Origin of the sequence: Streptomyces sp. 147326 (assembly GCF_045000215.1) — a bacterium.
Lineage (GTDB): Bacteria > Actinomycetota > Actinomycetes > Streptomycetales > Streptomycetaceae > Streptomyces.
In genome coordinates, this window is the sequence record NZ_CP134201.1 from 3,697,901 (window position 1) to 3,714,313 (window position 16,413).

Below are 16,413 nucleotides of genomic sequence, written 5' to 3' on the forward strand. Positions count from 1 at the left end.
GGTCAGGCCTCCGTTCCGGTGCTCTCGGCCGGAGCGGCGGCGGGAGCGTCGGCCTTGGGGGCCTCGGCACCAGCAGCCTGCTGCGGCTTGCGGCCACCACGGCCGCCGCGCTCGCCACCACGGCCACCACGGCCGGCGGGACGGTCGCCAGCGCCCTGCGCGCCACGGGCCGGGCGGTTACCCGCACGGGCCGCAGCGTTCTCGGCGCGAACCTCGGCGATGTTCTTGACGTCGCCCTTGTAGATCCAGACCTTCACACCGATACGGCCGAAGGTGGTCTTGGCCTCGAAGAAGCCGTAGTCCACGTTCGCGCGGAGGGTGTGCAGCGGCACACGGCCTTCGCGGTAGAACTCGGAGCGGGACATCTCGGCGCCGCCGAGACGGCCGCCACACTGGATCTTGATGCCCTTGGCGCCGGCCTTCATCGTGCCCTGCATGCTCTTACGCATGGCGCGACGGAAGGAGACGCGGGAGGAGAGCTGCTCGGCAACGGCCTGGGCAACCAGCTGAGCGTCGAGCTCGGGGTTCTTGACCTCGAGGATGTTCAGCTGGACCTGCTTGCCCGTGAGCTTCTCGAGGTCACCGCGGATGCGGTCGGCCTCGGCGCCACGGCGGCCGATGACGATGCCCGGACGAGCGGTGTGGATGTCCACACGCACGCGGTCACGGGTGCGCTCGATCTCAACCTTCGAGATGCCGGCGCGCTCCATGCCGGACGTCATCATCCGACGGATGGCGACGTCTTCCTTGACGTAGTCCTTGTACAGCTTGTCGGCGTACCAACGCGACTTGAAGTCGGTGGTGATGCCGAGCCGGAACCCGTGCGGGTTTACCTTCTGGCCCATTACCGGGAACCTTCCTTGCTGCTGACGACCACGGTGATGTGGCTGGTCCGCTTGCGGATCCGGTAGGCACGGCCCTGCGCACGCGGACGGAACCGCTTCAGGGTCGGGCCCTCGTCCACGAACGCCTCGCTGATGACCAGCGTGGAGGCGTCCGGGTGGTTGTAGTTGTGTGCGGCATTGGCAATGGCGCTGTCAAGCACCTTGCCAACCGGCACGCTCGCGGCCTGCGGGGCGAAACGCAGGACCGCCTGAGCCTCCGTGGCATCCATGCCACGGATAAGGTCCACCACTCGGCGGGCCTTCATGGGCGTGACGCGGATGTACCGCGCCTGGGCCCTGGCTTCCATGGTTGTCCCTTCGGTGTAAGTCATAGTCGTAACCACCCCGCCTTTAGCGGCGCTTCGACTTCCGGTCGTCCTTGACGTGGCCGCGGAAGGTGCGAGTCGGCGAGAACTCGCCGAGCTTGTGGCCGACCATCGACTCGGTGACGAACACCGGGACGTGGGTCTTGCCGTTGTGCACCGCGATGGTGTGACCCAGCATGCTGGGGATGATCATCGAGCGACGGGACCAGGTCTTGATGACGTTCTTGGTGCCGGCTTCGTTCTGGACGTCCACCTTCTTTACGAGGTGGTCGTCGACGAAGGGCCCCTTCTTGAGACTGCGCGGCATCTAAACCCGCTCCTAGCGCTTCTTGTTCGTCTTGCGGCGGCGGACGATGTACTTGCTCGAAGCCTTCTTCGGCGAGCGAGTACGACCCTCCTTCTGACCCCACGGGGAGACCGGGTGGCGACCACCACTGGTCTTGCCCTCACCACCACCGTGCGGGTGGTCAACCGGGTTCATCGCGACACCGCGGACGGACGGGCGAACGCCCTTCCAGCGCATGCGGCCGGCCTTGCCCCAGTTGATGTTCGACTGCTCGGCGTTGCCGACCTCACCGACGGTGGCGCGGCAGCGCGCGTCGACCAGGCGGATCTCACCGGAAGGCATACGAAGGTGGGCCATCGTGCCCTCCTTCGCCAGCAGCTGCACGGAGGCACCCGCGGAACGGGCGAACTTGGCGCCACCACCGGGACGGAGCTCGATCGCGTGGATCGTGGTACCGACCGGGATGTTGCGGAGGGCCAGGTTGTTGCCGGGCTTGATGTCGGCCGTGGGGCCGTTCTCAATCCGGTCGCCCTGCTTCAGAGCCTTCGGCGCGATGATGTAGCGCTTCTCGCCGTCCGCGTAGTGCAGGAGCGCGATGCGCGCAGTGCGGTTGGGGTCGTACTCGATGTGCGCGACCTTGGCCGGCACGCCGTCCTTGTCGTGACGACGGAAGTCGATCACGCGGTAGGCGCGCTTGTGTCCACCACCCTGGTGGCGAACAGTGATCCGACCGGTGTTGTTACGGCCGCCCTTGCTGTGCAGGGGGCGAACCAGCGACTTCTCCGGCGTGGACCGCGTGATCTCGACAAAGTCGGCGACGCTGGAGCCACGACGGCCCGGGGTCGTCGGCTTGTACTTGCGGATACCCATTTCTCAGTCCTCGTCCGATTCCGGACGACTAGACCTCCGTTAGGAGGCCTGGCCGCCGAAGATGTCGATTCGGTCGCCCTCAGCGAGGGTCACGATGGCGCGCTTGGTGTCAGCGCGCTTGCCGAAACCGGTCTTGGTGCGCTTGCGCTTACCCTGACGGTTGATCGTGTTGACCCCGGTGACCTTGACCCCGAAGACCGCTTCCACGGCCTGCTTGATCTGGGTCTTGTTGGAGCCGGGCGCGACGATGAACGTGTACTTGTTCTCGTCCAGCAGCGCGTAGCTCTTCTCCGAGACAACCGGCTTGATCAGCAGGTCGCGCGGGTCAGTGAAGGTCTTGCTGGTAACGGTCGCCTCAGACATCAGGCGTCGCTCCCTTCGGTCTCATCGGCCTTGGGGCCAGACACGAAGGACTCGAAAGCGGCCTGGGTGAAGACCACGTCGTCAGAGACGATCACGTCGTACGTGTTCAGCTGGCCCGGCTCCAGGATGTGAACCTGGGGCAGGTTGCGGGCGGACAGCCACGCGGCCTCGTCGGCGCGGTCGACGACCAGGAGCAGGTTCTTGCGCTCCGAGATCTTGCCGAACAGCGTCTTGGCGGCCTTCGTGGAGGCGGCACCCTCGACCACGCCGGTGATGACGTGGATGCGGGAGTGACGCGCACGGTCCGAGAGGGCACCGCGGAGGGCGGCGGCCTTCATCTTCTTCGGGGTCCGCTGGGAGTAGTCACGCGGCTGCGGGCCGTGGACAACGCCACCGCCGACGAACTGCGGCGCACGGGTCGAACCCTGGCGCGCGCGGCCGGTGCCCTTCTGGCGGTACGGCTTGCGGCCACCACCACGGACTTCGCCACGGCGCTTGGTCTTGTGCGTGCCCTGACGGGCAGCAGCCAGCTGAGCGACAACGACCTGGTGGATCAGCGGAACGCTGGTCTTCGCGTCGAAGATCTCCGCGGGGAGCTCGACGGTACCGGCCTTGTCGCCTGCCGGCGAAAGGATGTCAATGGTGCTCATTACCTCAAGCCCCCTTGGCCGCGGTACGGACCAGGACGAGGCCGCCGTTCGGACCGGGGACCGCACCCTTGATGAGGAGCAGACCCTTCTCCGCGTCAACCGCGTGGATGGTCAGGTTCTGGGTGGTGACACGCTCGTTACCCATGCGACCGGCCATGCGCATGCCCTTGAAGACACGCCCAGGGGTGGCACAGCCACCGATCGAACCGGGAGAGCGGTGCTTGCGCTGCACACCGTGACCGGCGCCGAGGCCCCGGAAGTTGTGCCGCTTCATGACACCGGCGAAGCCCTTGCCCTTGCTGTTGCCCGTGACGTCAACCTTGACGCCGGACTCGAACACCTCAGCAGTGATCTCCTGGCCGAGCGTGTACTCGCTGGCGTCGGAGGTGCGGAGCTCCACCAGGTGGCGGCGGGGGGTCACGTCGGCCTTGGCGAAGTGGCCCTTGAGGGGCTTGTTCACCTTGCGCGGGTCGATCTCGCCGAAGGCGATCTGGACCGACTCGTAGCCGTCGATGTCGTTCGTACGGACCTGGGTAACGACGCAGGGTCCGGCCTTGACCACGGTCACCGGGACGACACGGTTGTTCTCGTCCCAGACCTGGGTCATGCCGAGCTTCTCGCCCAGGACGCCCTTGATCTGCTTTGCCATCTTCTCGACGCCTCTCAGAGCTTGATCTCGATGTCAACGCCGGCCGGAAGGTCCAGGCGCATCAGCGAGTCAACGGTCTTGGGGGTCGGGTCGAGGATGTCGATCAGGCGCTTGTGCGTGCGCATCTCGAAGTGCTCGCGCGAGTCCTTGTACTTGTGCGGCGACTTGATGACGCAGTACACGTTCTTCTCAGTGGGCAGCGGCACCGGGCCCGCGACCGACGCACCAGTGCGCGTCACCGTCTCGACGATCTTCTTCGCCGAGGAATCGATGACCTCGTGGTCGTAGGCCTTGAGCCGGATGCGGATCTTCTGTCCCGCCATGGCTACTCCGTAGTCCTGTCTGTATGTGGAAACGCTCTGGCTCTCGGTCGGCTGCGGGACGGATCCCGCGGCTTCTCTCCGACCCACGCGGTCGGGCGTGTCGCACTCCCTCTACAGAAAATTCCCATACGGAAATTCCCTCGTCCAAGGGGGTGCGGTCCCTGTGACCGCGTTTCGGGGGAGAAACACCCACCGAGCGCCTGGTGGGCACCGTGCTGACGCTTCCCAGAAGATTCCCGTACGTCCGCCCCCATTGCTGCCCCGAGAGGCAGATTAAGGACGACGAGTACTGTGGGACTCGCTTCCGGTCCTCCCGGCGGGAGGCGCGCAGCATCGGCACTCAGCCGAGCAACTTGAGTAGTCTGCCATACGAGGCACGTACCTGGCTAATCGGGCCGAAGAGAATACCCCGCCACGCTGAGTGGTCAAACTGCACCACGCGCATCGCTTGGCGGGGCTTCTCCCCCGGTCAGGAGCGGGTGACCGTCCCGCACCCTTCGCCCTGGATGTCCCTGCTGCGGTCGTACGGATCCACGGCGGGCCCCGTGGGCGCCGACCCGGCCGGGGCCTCCCGCGGGAAGTCCGGGTGCAGGAAGCCGTCGGCGGAGTCGCATCCGACGTTCGACCACTCCGAGACGTACTTGCGCAGCTGGAGCTTGCCCCGGGTGGCCGCCCAGCGCGCCGGGTCGAGCAGGCTCAGGGTGATCTGCCGGCGCACGATGGTGCGCTGCACGCTCGTGCCGCCGTCCGTCATGGGGTGGACGAAGGTGTAGTCCGTCACCACGAGGAGTTCCCCGGGCTCCCCCTGCTCCGCGCGCATGCTGCCGCGCACCTTGACGACGTCACCGACCGGCTTGACCTTCGCCTGGTCGAAGCGGGTGAAGAGCATCACCGGGGTGTTCTCCGCGGTGGGCTTCGTCAGGGACTGCTCCAGCCGCTGCGGGACCTCCGGCTGGCGGGGGTCCAGGATCGCCAGGGCGGCGGCCGGCCGCTCCCCGCGCAGGGTCGCCGGGTCGAGGTTGGCCGCGATCAGGAACTGCCTGGCCTTCTCCAGCGCGTCCGCGACCTGCTGCTTGGACGTCCCGCCGACGGCCGTGGCCTCCGGGAGCTCGATGCCGGCGGCTCCTTCGGCCCACTGGAGGGCCGGGGAACCGCGGAAAGGTTCCTGCAGAGTCGGCCGGTCCGGGTCCACGGCCGCCGGGGGCGCGGTCGGGCGTACGGACTCCGCGGGCAGCGGAGCAGCGTTCTTCGCCTCTTGGCGGGCGTCCGCCTTGCCGGTGATCCGGTCGATCACCAGCTCGGGCCGTACGGCGATCAGCGCCAGCCCGGCGATCAGCACCACGGCCACGGCGGCCCCCAGCCGCCCCGGGCGCCGGCGCCCCGGCCGGGCGGGCCCGGTGCGCCACCCCGGCGGCTCCTGGCCCTGCGTCGCGCGCAGCCGCTCGGTGACCATCCGAGCCCGTGCGGAGGGCTCCCTCGGCGCCGCGCCCGTTCCCGCGGCGGCCTCCTCCTGGAACCGGCGCCATTCCTCGTCGGAGACGCCCCGTCCGCCTTCGTTGTCGTTGTGGTTGTCGTTTCCCATGCCCCGTCCCCCCGCGTTCCCAACCCCTGTTGTGACGGTCAGAGGTCATGTCTGACCGGCCGGATGCTACTGGCCTCGGGGCCCGGTCCGATCATGGGGGTCGGGCTCCGGCCAACACGGGTGCGGATACGCGAGGACCCCCGGTCCGCAGCGAACTGCGGGCCGGGGGTCCTCGACGGTGACGAAGGCTACTTCTTCGCCTTTTCCCGTTCCTTCTGCTCCTGCTCTTCCTTCTGCAGCTCCGACGCCGGCGCCTTGCGCCCGCAGACGGCCTTCCAGTTCAGCGGACCGATGCCGCCGCACCAGATCTCGCCGTCGTCGGCGTTCTGCTTCCAGTCGTTCGTGACGATGTCCGCGCACTTCTTCTTGTCCGGCGCGAAGCGCGGGCAGGTGCCGTCCGCCTTCTTGATGGTGTGGGCCCGCCAGGCGTCGATGCCCATCGTCATGTTGTCGGACTGCGGCATGTACCGGTTGACCGACCAGGACGCGCCCATCGTGGCGAACAGCGCGACCGCGCACACCATGCCGGTCGCGAGCTGCGCGACGACCCGCCGGGGCACGACGCGGGCGGCCGGGGCCGCGCCGCTCGGCCGCAGGGTGCGCTCGGCCCAGCCGGAGCCCCGGTTCACCACGGCCATCATGCCGAGGACGGCCAGGATCATCAGGCAGTACATGATGATCCAGGTGGTGCGCGGGAAGAGCTGCACGGCCTTGTCGTGCGCCATGTGCGAGGCGAACCAGAAGCGGGCCAGCCAGGCGCCGGCCAGCGTGGCGGCGGCGGTGAGGACCATGATGTTGCGCAGCGCCAGGCCGACGCCCAGGCCCACGGCGAACAGCAGCAGCAGGGCGAAACCGCTCTGGCCCGCCATCTCGCCGGCCGCCGGCCAGGTCTGGTACTCCAGCTTCCCGGAGCGGTCGGACACCCAGCCCAGGACGTACGCCGGGTCGACGTACACGGCCAGGAACGCGTAGCGGTCCGGGGTCTGGGAACCGAGCCGGGCCATCTGGTAGATCAGCGGGGCGCCCACGACGCCGGCCGTCAGCAGGGTGACGCCGACGAACGCGGCGGTCCGCTTGACCACCGCCTTGCCGGCGCGCCACGGGAAGACGCACAGCGCCAGGAGGAACACGCCCGGTGCGGCCCAGACGTACCAGCCCGAGTACCAGAGGAAGACCACGCCGAAGACGAGGCCGAGGACCACGCCGCGGAGCAGCGTCGCGCGCAGCGGCCGGTCGCCGCAGCGGCGCATCTCGCGCAGCGTGTAGCCGAGCAGCGGCAGCAGGACGAGCATGCTGGCGTGGCTGTAGGGACGGATCGGGTCCATGAAGAGGATGGCCGACGGCACGGCGATCAGCAGCGCCCAGAACGGCCGGAGCAGCAGCCGCCAGGCCAGGTACGTCATCGGGCCCGCGATGGCGGTGAAGAAGATCTGGAAGTCCTTGAGGGCGAACCCGGTGCCGCCGGCGCCGTCGTAGCGGAGCTTCGCCCAGACGGCCATCAGGCCGGGGAAGAGCGGCGGGTAGATGCCCGACGGACCCTCGCCGTGCAGGAACGAGTTGGCCATGGCGATCAGGGCGCTCGGGTCGCCCTCCTGGCCGCCGAGGCCCCAGGGCGTACCGCGCAGCGCGACGACCACACCGCCCGCCACCACACCGGTGGCGAGACCGGCCAGGGCGGCGCACACCAGGCGCTTCGCCAGCTGGTGGCGGTGCAGGGTGCCGCGGTAGGCGGTGAAGAGCAGGATCGCGAGCAGCGGCAGGCCGAGTACGGCCGCGTACATCTGGAGCTTGGCGAGGCCGCTGACCTGACCGATGCGGACGAGCGGGTTCACGCTGATGTGCGTGCTCAGCAGCGTGAACCCGAGCGCTGCCACCAGACTGACGACGACCTCGGCCAGGGCCAGTACCCACCGCCGGGACAGCCACGCCTCGCTCCGGGAGGGGGACGACTGGCTCTTGCCTTGCGCCGGTTCGGCAGGCCGCTGCGCCGGAGCGCCGGCCTCACCGACCTCCTCGGGGGCCAGGTGTGTCATCTCAGTCCGTTTCATGGTGGGCGGAGTCGGCTCAGTTCTGGCCGGAGGTGAAGGCGTGCTTCGCCAGCGTACGAGCGCCCTCCTTGTGCCCGCGGCGCAGGGCTCCGGGAAGCATCGTCAGCGCGTGCAGACGGGAAGCGCTGTGGAAGCGCGCCGCGCGGGCCGCCTTCGGCCAGCCACGGGAGTCCATGCGCGCGGCGACCGCGGAGAAGTACCGCTCGGCCTCGGCGAAGCGGGTGCCGGAGAAGGCCTGCACCGAGGACTCGCTGACCGCGTGGCGGCGGTACTGGAACACGGTGGTGGAGTTGTCGATGACCATCTGCTCACCGTCTTCGAGCAGGTCGACGACGAGCGCGAGGTCCTGGATCACCGAGTAGTCGTCGCGGAAGTTCACCTTGCGCAGGGCCTCGCCGCGCCAGGCGATCGACGGGAAGTAGAGCCAGTTGCCGCGCAGCACGCTGGCGGCCAGCTCCTCACCGGCCATCAGCCGGCGGCCCTTCACCTGCGGTGCGTACAGCCGCTTCTTGGTGTTGTCCGCGAGGCCCGCCGTCACCTGGCCGTCGCCGTCGATGACCTCGACGCCGGGCTGGACCATGCCGATGCCCGGGCGGGCCCCGACGATCCCGCGCACGGTCTCCAGGTAGTGCGGGTGCAGCAGGTCGTCGCAGCCCATGATGACGACGTAGTCGGCCTCGGACAGCCGCACGCACTTCTGGAAGTTCTTGGTGATGCCGAGGTTCTGTTCGTTGCGCGTGTAGTGGACCCGGTCGTCACCGAGCTGCGCGAACCAGCCGGGTACGTCGGGCTCCTTGCCGTCGTCGATCACGACGAGGCGGAAGTCCCGGTCCGTCTGCGCCAGGACGCTGCGGACGGCGTCCTGCATCAGCTGCACGTCCCCGTAGTAGGGGAGCATGAAGTCGAAGGTCACCATGGACTTCAGGCCTTCACGGAGTCGGAGTCGGCGCCGGCTTCGGCCTCTGCCCCGGCCTTGTCACCGGCGGCGGCGTCCGGGGCGGCGGCCTGCGCCACGACGGCGTCCGCACCCAGGCGCTCGTCGTTGTGCCGGACGCCCTCGTTGATGGCCACCGTCCGGGCGAGGTCGGTGATCTTCTTCTCCAGCGAGCGGAAGCGCAGGAAGGTGTTGAGCGTGAGGAAGCCCATCGCGAGCACCATCACGTACAGCACCAGGTCGGTGCCACGGCCGACGCCCAGCTGCTGGGCGAGCCAGGTGACGTCGGTCGGGCGGAGCACCGCGTACACGTTGACGATGACGAACGCCGAGAACGCGATGCGCTTCCACGCCCGGTTCTTCGCCTGGCCCCAGGTCCGGATGAACATCAGGGCCATCGACACCGAGCCGACGATCAGCAGCAGCTGGATCCAGAAGTACTTCATCGACGCCCACGCTCCCGCAGCGAAATGTCAAAAAGGATGTTGACGCCGTTGATCAGGGACTGACCCTTGGCGCGTGAGTAGTCGGTGTAGAGGATGTCCACCGGTACCTCGGTGACGCGCAGCGTGGAGCCGGCGAGGAAGCCGACCAGCTCGGACGCGTGGGCCATGCCGTTCATGGTGATGTTCAGCTGCTCGGCGGCCTCACGGCCCAGCACGCGCAGACCGTTGTGCGCGTCGGTGAGCTTGAGCTTGCGCGCGGTGGGGCTGACGGCGGCGGCCGTGCGCAGCACGACCTGCTTGATCCACGGCACCTGGCCGTTCTGCTCGATGAAGCGGGAGCCGAGCACGACGTCGGCCTCGTCGCGGCGGAGCACCGCGACCATCGTCTCGACGTCCTTGGTCTGGTGCTGACCATCGGCGTCGAAGGTGGCGAAGTAGCGGGCGCCGGGCTGGGCGAGCGCGTAGGTGAGGCCGGTCTGCAGGGCCGCGCCCTGGCCGAGGTTGACCGGGTGGCGCACCAGGTGGGCGCCGGTCGTCGCTATGTGCTTGGCCGAGTCGTCGGTGCTGCCGTCGTCGACGACGACGATGTTGGGGAACGTCTTGCGGGCCCCCTCGACCACCTCGGCGATCACCTGGCCCTCGTTATAGGCCGGTATGACCAGCCAGACATCGTCGTATTGGGACACGGTAGCTCCAGCGGAATGTGGCACATACGAGTGCTCGGTGATCGGTGTGACGTCGTGGGGAGGCATGGTCATTTCCCGGCCGCGCCCACGCCCGGGGGGCCTGCGTCGGCCATCTGCCGGGGTGCTTCACCGGCTGTGGCCGCGGCTCCGGGGAAGCTCAGCCTGAGGGCTGCCAGCATAGCGAGGACGGTGGCGGTGGAGCCGAGGGCGTAGGCGAGGATCACGCGCACGGCCACGTCGCCGGGGACCAGGGTGATGCCCACCAGCACCGCGGTACCGACGGCCCAGCAGAGCAACTGCAGGTTGTGCCGCTTGAATACCATCAGCGCCTGTCCGAGGACCATCGCGAACATGTACGCCACGGTGCCGGCGGACAGCAGGAAGAAGTCGAGGCGGTCCAGCACCGGGTCCTCGGTGCCGAAGAGCACCTCGATGAGCCAGGGGCCGAGGACCGTGGCGGGCACCCCGCCGAGCAGGCCGAGCGCTCCGACGACCATGCCGATCCGGCGCAGCATCGCCCAGAAGGCCGCGCGGTCACCGGCGGTGAAGGCCGCGGTCAGGCCGCTGAGCAGCGAGGCCTGGAGCGAACCGAAGACGAAGAGCGGCACCCGCGCCAGGACCAGGGCGCTCAGCAGCGCCGCGATCAGCGCGCTGTCGGACGGGGCCAGCAGCTTGGTGCTCATCACGGCCGCGTTCACGACCAGCTGGGACAGCAGGGTCGCGCAGACCAGCAGGCCGAGGCCGCTGCACAGGTCCCGCCAGGCGATGGGCTCGCCGGGCCCGACCGCGCGCAGCAGCGCGGGCAGCGTCACCAGCGTCGCGACGACGGGCGCGACGGCGAGGATGAGGCTGAAGGCCAGCGCCGAGTTCAGCCCGAACAGCGCGCAGCCGAAGGCGAGTACGATCCGCAGCCCGCCGTCGACGGCGAGCTGGGCACCGTACGCGCCGAAGCGGCCGAGGCCCGCGAGCACCCCGCGGGTGAGGTAGCAGACGGCCATGCCGGTGAAGGCTCCGCCGAGTGCGGCCACCAGGCCGCGGTCCCCGTGGAACAGCAGGTCGGCGATGGGCCGCGCGGCGAGGCCGAGTACGAGCAGGGTCGCGCCGAGGATCCCCGCGGTGAGCAGGGTCGCCCGCCGCAGCACCGGGGCGGCGCCCTGGCCGAGGACCACGCGCGCGGAGACGATCCGGGTGAGTTCCTGCTCGATGGGGAAGAAGACGCCGATGCCGATGGACATCACGATCGTCCACAGCACCGACACGTTCGCCTGGGCGTCCGTCGTCAGGGTGTGACCGGCCACGCCCAGGTGGACGTACGAGGCCGCGCCGAGCACGACGGTGCCGCCGGCCACCGCAACGGTGCCCGGCGGCAGCGCCGCGCTCAACTTGGTCAGCAGGGTCTTCATCCCGCCCGGCCGTCCCGGGCCGCTCCGGCCAGTGCCTTGAAGGCGGGGGCGGCGAGCGCCTCGGCCAGCTGTTCGCGCCAGTCGGCGAGCGGGGCCATGCCCGCCTCGTCCCAGCGGTCGTGCGCGAGCACGCTGAAGGCGGGGCGGGCGGCGGGGCGGACGAACGCCTCGGAGGTCGTCGGCCGGATCCGCTCGGGGTCGAGCCCGCTCAGCCGGTAGGTCTCGCGGGCGAGCCCCATCCAGGTGGTCCGGCCGCTCGCGGTGCCGTGGTAGATCCCGCCCATGGCCCGGCCCTGCAGCGCGGCCTGGCCGAGCTCGACGAGCCGGCGGGCCAGCGCGTAGGACCAGGTGGGCTGGCCGTGCTGGTCGTCGACCACGTCGAGGGTGTCCCGCTGGGCGGCCAGCTTCAGCATGGTGGCGACGAAGTTGGGGCCGTGCTCGCCGTACAGCCAGGCGGTGCGGACCACGTAGCCGTCCTGCGGCAGCAGTTCGGTCACGGCCTGCTCGCCGACCAGCTTGGAGCGGCCGTACGCGTTCACGGGCCCGGTGGCGGTGTCCTCGCGGTACGGCTCCGAGGCGTCGCCGGGCAGCACGTAGTCGGTGGAGACGTGGAGCAGGCGCACATGGGCGGCGGCGCAGGCCTCGGCGAGGACGCGTACGCCGGTGCCGTTGACGGCGGTGGCGGCTTCCTCGGCGGTCTCGGCGCCGTCCACGTCGGTCCACGCGGCGCAGTTCACGACCACGCTGAAGCCCTCGACCGCGGCCCGGACGGCGGCCGGGTCGGTGATGTCGAGGTCGGCACGGCGCAGGCCCACGGCCTCGATCCGGGCGCGCTTCAGGACGGCCAGGACGTCCTGGCCGAGCATCCCGGCCGCGCCGGTGACGAGCCAGCGCCCGGCTCGCGGGTCGGTGCTCACTTCTGCAGGGCCGCCTTCGCCTTCAGCGGCTCCCACCAGGCGCGGTTCTCGCGGTACCACTCGATGGTGGCCTTGATGCCGTCCTCGAAGGTGACCTGCGGGGCGTAGCCCAGCTCGGCGCCGATCTTGCTGATGTCGATGGAGTAGCGGAGGTCGTGGCCCTTGCGGTCCTCGACCTGCTCGACCATCTCCCAGCCGAGGCCGGCCGCCTCCAGCAGGACGCCGGTGAGCTCCTTGTTGGTGAGCTCGGTGCCGCCGCCGATGTTGTAGACCTCGCCGGCGCGGCCCTTGCGCATGGCCAGGTCGATGCCGCGGCAGTGGTCGGAGACGTGCAGCCAGTCGCGGACGTTGCCGCCGTTGCCGTACAGCGGGACCTTCTTGCCGTCCATCAGGTTGGAGACGAACAGCGGGATGACCTTCTCCGGGAACTGGTAGTGCCCGTAGTTGTTGGAGCAGCGGGTGACCACCACGTCCATGCCGTGGGTGCGGTGGTAGGCCAGCGCCAGCAGGTCGGACGACGCCTTGGAGGCGGAGTAGGGGGAGTTGGGCACCAGCGGCCACTCCTCCGTCCAGGAGCCCTCGCTGATCGAGCCGTAGACCTCGTCGGTGGAGATGTGGACGAAGCGGCCGACGCCGTGCTTGCGGGCGGAGTCGAGCAGCACCTGGGTGCCCACGACGTTGGTCATCACGAACGGGCCCGCGCCGGCGATCGAGCGGTCCACGTGGGACTCGGCGGCGAAGTGCACGACGACGTCGTGGCCGGGCATGACCTGGTCGACGGCCTCGGCGTCGCAGATGTCACCCTTGACGAAGGTGTAGCCGGGGTGGTCCGCGACCGGAGCGAGGTTGGCCTCGACGCCCGAGTAGGTCAGCTTGTCGAAGACAGTGATCTGCGCCGTGGCATCTGCACCGAGCTGCTGGCGGACGAATTCTGAACCGATGAAGCCGGCGCCGCCGGTCACGAGGATGCGCATAATACGAAGAGTCTAGCGGCCTGCCGAACGTCACATTCCCTTGGCTCGGCTCCCCTGCACGCTCTCGCATAGGGTTCACCCATGCGTGGAATCCTTTTGGCCGGTGGCACCGGATCGCGACTCTGGCCGTTGACCCGGGCAGTCTCGAAGCAGCTGCTGCCCGTCTTCGACAAGCCGATGATCTATTACCCCCTCTCCACCCTGGTGATGGCGGGGATCAGCGAAATCCTGATCATCACCACCCCGGAAGACCGCGACCAGTTCGAGCGACTGCTCGGCGACGGTTCGCAGTTCGGCCTGCGGCTGGAGTACGCCGTCCAGGAGCGCCCGGAGGGCATCGCCCAGGCCTTCGTCCTCGGCGCCGACTTCATCGGTGACGAGTCCGTCGCGCTGATCCTCGGTGACAACATCTTCCACGGCAGCGGCCTCGGCACCCGCCTCGCCCAGCACACCGGCGCCAAGGGCGGCCGCGTGTTCGCGTACCCGGTGGCCGACCCCACCGCGTACGGCGTCGTCGAGTTCGACGAGAACGGCCAGGCCATCTCCATCGAGGAGAAGCCCGAGAAGCCCAAGTCCCGCTACGCGGTGCCGGGTCTCTACTTCTACGACAACCAGGTCGTCGAGATCGCCCGCGGCCTGAAGCCCAGCGCCCGCGGCGAGCTGGAGATCACCGCCGTCAACGACGCGTACCTCCAGGCCGGCGAGCTGAACGTCACCATCCTCGACCGCGGTACCGCCTGGCTGGACACCGGCACCTTCGTCTCGATGGTCCAGGCCTCCGAGTTCGTCCGCGTGATCGAGGAGCGTCAGGGCTTCAAGATCGGCTGCATCGAGGAGGCGGCCTGGCGGGCCGGCCTGATCGACTCGGCCCAGCTGCGCGCGCTCGCCGAGCCCCTCACCAAGAGCGGCTACGGCGACTACCTGCTGACGCTGCTCGACGAGGAGGACGCCCGATGAAGTTCCGCGAACTCTCCATCTCGGGTGCCTTCGAGGTCACCCCGCAGCTGCACGGCGACCCGCGCGGCCTGTTCACCGAGTGGTACCGCTTCGACCGGCTGGCCGAGGTCGTCGGCCACCCGCTGAACCTGGCGCAGGCGAACCTCTCGGTCTCCTCCGCGGGCGTGGTCCGCGGCATCCACTTCGCCGACGTGCCGCGCGGCCAGGCCAAGTACGTGACCTGCGTGCGCGGTGCCGTGCTCGACGTCATCGTCGACCTGCGGGTCGGCTCCCCCACCTTCGGCAAGTGGGAAGGCGTCCGCCTGGACGACGTGGACCGCCGCGCGGTCTACATCCCCGAGGGCCTGGGCCACGGCTTCTGCGCGCTGAGCGACGACGCGACGCTTTCGTACCTCTGCTCGGAGACGTACAACCCGACCGGCGAGCACTCGGTCCACCCCCTCGACCCCGACCTGGGCATCGAGTGGCCGGCGGACGTCCCGCTGCTGTCCGCCCGCGACGAGGCCGCCCCGTCGCTGGCCGAGGCGATCGAGACCGGGCTGCTGCCCGATCACGCCGCCTGCCTGGAGTTCACCGAGTCCCTGCGCGTGAACTGACCCACCGCACGACGTACGAGAGAGGGCCGCACCCCCGGACGGGGGTGCGGCCCTCTCTCGTATCCGGGCCCGCGCGCGGACCCGTCACGCCGAAGGGCCCCGCCCCACCGCCGAGGCGATGGGCCGGGGCCCTTCAGTGCAACTTGGTGCCCGATTCAACGAGCTACCAGGTCAGAACCCGAATTACTTCGAGATCTTGGTGACCTGGCCGGCGCCCACGGTACGACCACCCTCACGGATGGCGAACTTCAGGCCCTCCTCCATGGCGACCGGCTGGATCAGCGCGACCGTCATCTCGGTGTTGTCGCCCGGCATGACCATCTCCGTGCCGGCCGGCAGGGTGACGACACCCGTGACGTCCGTGGTACGGAAGTAGAACTGCGGACGGTAGTTGTTGAAGAACGGGGTGTGACGGCCACCCTCGTCCTTCGACAGGATGTAGGCCTGGGCCTCGAACTCGGTGTGCGGGGTGACCGAACCGGGCTTGATGATGACCTGGCCGCGCTCGACGTCCTCGCGCTTGATGCCACGGAGGAGCAGACCGACGTTCTCGCCCGCCTGGCCCTCGTCGAGGAGCTTGCGGAACATCTCGATACCGGTGACCGTGGTGGTGGTCTTCTCTTCCTTGATACCGATGATGTCGACGGTCTCGTTGACCTTCAGGACACCACGCTCGATACGGCCGGTGACGACCGTACCGCGACCGGTGATCGTGAAGACGTCCTCGACGGGCATGAGGAACGGCTTCTCGGTGTCACGCGGCGGGGTCGGGATGGCCTCGTCGACGGCAGCCATGAGGCCGAGAAGCTTCTCGCCCCACTCCTTGTCGCCCTCGAGCGCCTTCAGCGCGGAGACGCGGACGACCGGCAGGTCGTCGCCCGGGAACTCGTACTCGGAGAGGAGCTCACGGACCTCGAGCTCGACGAGCTCCAGGATCTCCTCGTCGTCCACCATGTCGGCCTTGTTCAGGGCGACGACGATGTAGGGGACGCCGACCTGGCGGGCCAGGAGCACGTGCTCCTTGGTCTGCGGCATCGGGCCGTCGGTGGCGGCGACCACGAGGATCGCGCCGTCCATCTGCGCGGCACCGGTGATCATGTTCTTGATGTAGTCCGCGTGACCCGGGCAGTCGACGTGGGCGTAGTGACGCGCCTCGGTCTGGTACTCGACGTGCGCGATCGAGATGGTGATACCGCGCTGGCGCTCCTCAGGAGCCTTGTCGATCTGGTCGAAGGCCGAGGCCTCGTTCAGGTCCGGGTACGCGTCGTGCAGCACCTTGGTAATGGCGGCCGTGAGGGTCGTCTTACCGTGGTCAATGTGACCGATGGTGCCGATGTTGACGTGCGGCTTAGTCCGCTCGAACTTCGCCTTCGCCACGGGGTCCTCCTGGAGAGTGGTTCTGTACGCCTTACTCATCGGCGCCAGGTGATCTTTGCTGGAAAGCCGGTCTCCCCCGGGACAACGGGAGTGTTACTCCTGTTGACCCAGAGGCTCCGGTGACAAGCCTAAAGCGTGTACT

Annotated in this window: 19 protein-coding genes; 2 read left to right on the forward strand and 17 right to left on the reverse strand. The window is 68.9% G+C overall.

What is annotated here, in order from left to right:
- Window positions 1–2: 2 nt before the first annotated feature.
- The 16 genes from rpsC to rfbB all read right to left on the reverse strand — a co-directional run bounded on the left by rpsC (window position 3) and on the right by rfbB (window position 13,341).
- Entirely contained in the window at window positions 3–845 is an 843-nt protein-coding gene (rpsC, locus tag RIU97_RS16385) for a 30S ribosomal protein S3 (RefSeq protein WP_008739710.1), read from the reverse strand.
- Window positions 845–1,192, reverse strand: a complete 348-nt coding sequence (gene rplV, locus RIU97_RS16390; protein ID WP_037792011.1) for a 50S ribosomal protein L22 — start codon at window positions 1,190–1,192, stop codon at window positions 845–847. The genes rpsC and rplV overlap by 1 nt, the downstream gene beginning before the upstream one ends.
- 43 nt (window positions 1,193–1,235) lie before the next feature.
- Window positions 1,236–1,517, reverse strand: a complete 282-nt coding sequence (gene rpsS / locus RIU97_RS16395; RefSeq protein WP_008739713.1) for a 30S ribosomal protein S19 — start codon at window positions 1,515–1,517, stop codon at window positions 1,236–1,238.
- Window positions 1,518–1,529: 12 nt separating this feature from the next.
- On the reverse strand, window positions 1,530–2,366 hold the full coding sequence (gene rplB, locus RIU97_RS16400) for a 50S ribosomal protein L2 (protein ID WP_008739715.1): 837 nt from the start codon (window positions 2,364–2,366) through the stop codon (window positions 1,530–1,532).
- Window positions 2,367–2,405: 39 nt separating this feature from the next.
- Window positions 2,406–2,729: a 50S ribosomal protein L23 gene (gene rplW / locus RIU97_RS16405; protein ID WP_030154694.1), complete on the reverse strand. Its 324-nt coding sequence runs from the start codon at window positions 2,727–2,729 to the stop codon at window positions 2,406–2,408.
- Window positions 2,729–3,379 carry a 50S ribosomal protein L4 gene (rplD, locus tag RIU97_RS16410; protein ID WP_030725940.1) on the reverse strand — a complete coding sequence of 217 codons (651 nt, stop codon included), beginning with the start codon at window positions 3,377–3,379 and terminating at the stop codon, window positions 2,729–2,731. The genes rplW and rplD overlap by 1 nt, the downstream gene beginning before the upstream one ends.
- A 4-nt stretch (window positions 3,380–3,383) precedes the next feature.
- Window positions 3,384–4,028, reverse strand: coding sequence for a 50S ribosomal protein L3 (rplC, locus tag RIU97_RS16415; protein ID WP_007265899.1), 645 nt, complete (start codon window positions 4,026–4,028; stop codon window positions 3,384–3,386).
- Between the two features lie 14 nt (window positions 4,029–4,042).
- Entirely contained in the window at window positions 4,043–4,351 is a 309-nt protein-coding gene (gene rpsJ, locus RIU97_RS16420) for a 30S ribosomal protein S10 (protein ID WP_003948644.1), read from the reverse strand.
- A 469-nt stretch (window positions 4,352–4,820) separates the two neighbouring features.
- The gene (locus tag RIU97_RS16425; RefSeq protein ID WP_404957456.1) at window positions 4,821–5,933 is read right to left on the reverse strand and encodes a hypothetical protein; all 1,113 of its coding nucleotides are present in this window, start codon (window positions 5,931–5,933) and stop codon (window positions 4,821–4,823) included.
- A 188-nt stretch (window positions 5,934–6,121) separates the two neighbouring features.
- A complete protein-coding gene (locus RIU97_RS16430) occupies window positions 6,122–7,966 on the reverse strand; it encodes a hypothetical protein (protein ID WP_404957458.1) in 1,845 nt (614 codons plus the stop codon).
- 31 nt (window positions 7,967–7,997) lie between these two features.
- Window positions 7,998–8,897, reverse strand: a complete 900-nt coding sequence (locus RIU97_RS16435) for a glycosyltransferase family 2 protein (RefSeq protein ID WP_404957460.1) — start codon at window positions 8,895–8,897, stop codon at window positions 7,998–8,000.
- 5 nt (window positions 8,898–8,902) lie between these two features.
- Entirely contained in the window at window positions 8,903–9,361 is a 459-nt protein-coding gene (locus tag RIU97_RS16440) for a DUF2304 domain-containing protein (RefSeq protein WP_404957462.1), read from the reverse strand.
- Window positions 9,358–10,047, reverse strand: a complete 690-nt coding sequence (locus RIU97_RS16445) for a glycosyltransferase family 2 protein (protein ID WP_202200157.1) — start codon at window positions 10,045–10,047, stop codon at window positions 9,358–9,360. The genes RIU97_RS16440 and RIU97_RS16445 overlap by 4 nt, the downstream gene beginning before the upstream one ends.
- Window positions 10,048–10,115: 68 nt before the next feature.
- Window positions 10,116–11,450: a hypothetical protein gene (locus RIU97_RS16450; RefSeq protein WP_404957465.1), complete on the reverse strand. Its 1,335-nt coding sequence runs from the start codon at window positions 11,448–11,450 to the stop codon at window positions 10,116–10,118.
- Window positions 11,447–12,367, reverse strand: a complete 921-nt coding sequence (gene rfbD / locus RIU97_RS16455) for a dTDP-4-dehydrorhamnose reductase (RefSeq protein ID WP_404957467.1) — start codon at window positions 12,365–12,367, stop codon at window positions 11,447–11,449. The genes RIU97_RS16450 and rfbD overlap by 4 nt, the downstream gene beginning before the upstream one ends.
- Window positions 12,364–13,341, reverse strand: coding sequence for a dTDP-glucose 4,6-dehydratase (rfbB, locus tag RIU97_RS16460; protein WP_361753608.1), 978 nt, complete (start codon window positions 13,339–13,341; stop codon window positions 12,364–12,366). Before rfbB ends, rfbD begins: the two co-directional genes overlap by 4 nt.
- A gap of 81 nt (window positions 13,342–13,422) precedes the next feature.
- Between rfbB and rfbA the strand changes: the two genes are divergently transcribed.
- Both rfbA and rfbC read left to right on the forward strand, forming a co-directional pair.
- Window positions 13,423–14,298 carry a glucose-1-phosphate thymidylyltransferase RfbA gene (rfbA, locus tag RIU97_RS16465; protein WP_362806209.1) on the forward strand — a complete coding sequence of 292 codons (876 nt, stop codon included), beginning with the start codon at window positions 13,423–13,425 and terminating at the stop codon, window positions 14,296–14,298.
- A complete protein-coding gene (gene rfbC / locus RIU97_RS16470) occupies window positions 14,295–14,894 on the forward strand; it encodes a dTDP-4-dehydrorhamnose 3,5-epimerase (RefSeq protein ID WP_404957470.1) in 600 nt (199 codons plus the stop codon). The genes rfbA and rfbC overlap by 4 nt, the downstream gene beginning before the upstream one ends.
- Before the next feature lie 183 nt (window positions 14,895–15,077).
- Here rfbC and tuf read toward each other — a convergent pair whose 3' ends face one another.
- Complete coding sequence (tuf, locus tag RIU97_RS16475) at window positions 15,078–16,271, reverse strand: elongation factor Tu (RefSeq protein WP_031146566.1); 1,194 nt, start codon at window positions 16,269–16,271, stop codon at window positions 15,078–15,080.
- Between the last annotated feature and the right edge of the window lie 142 nt (window positions 16,272–16,413).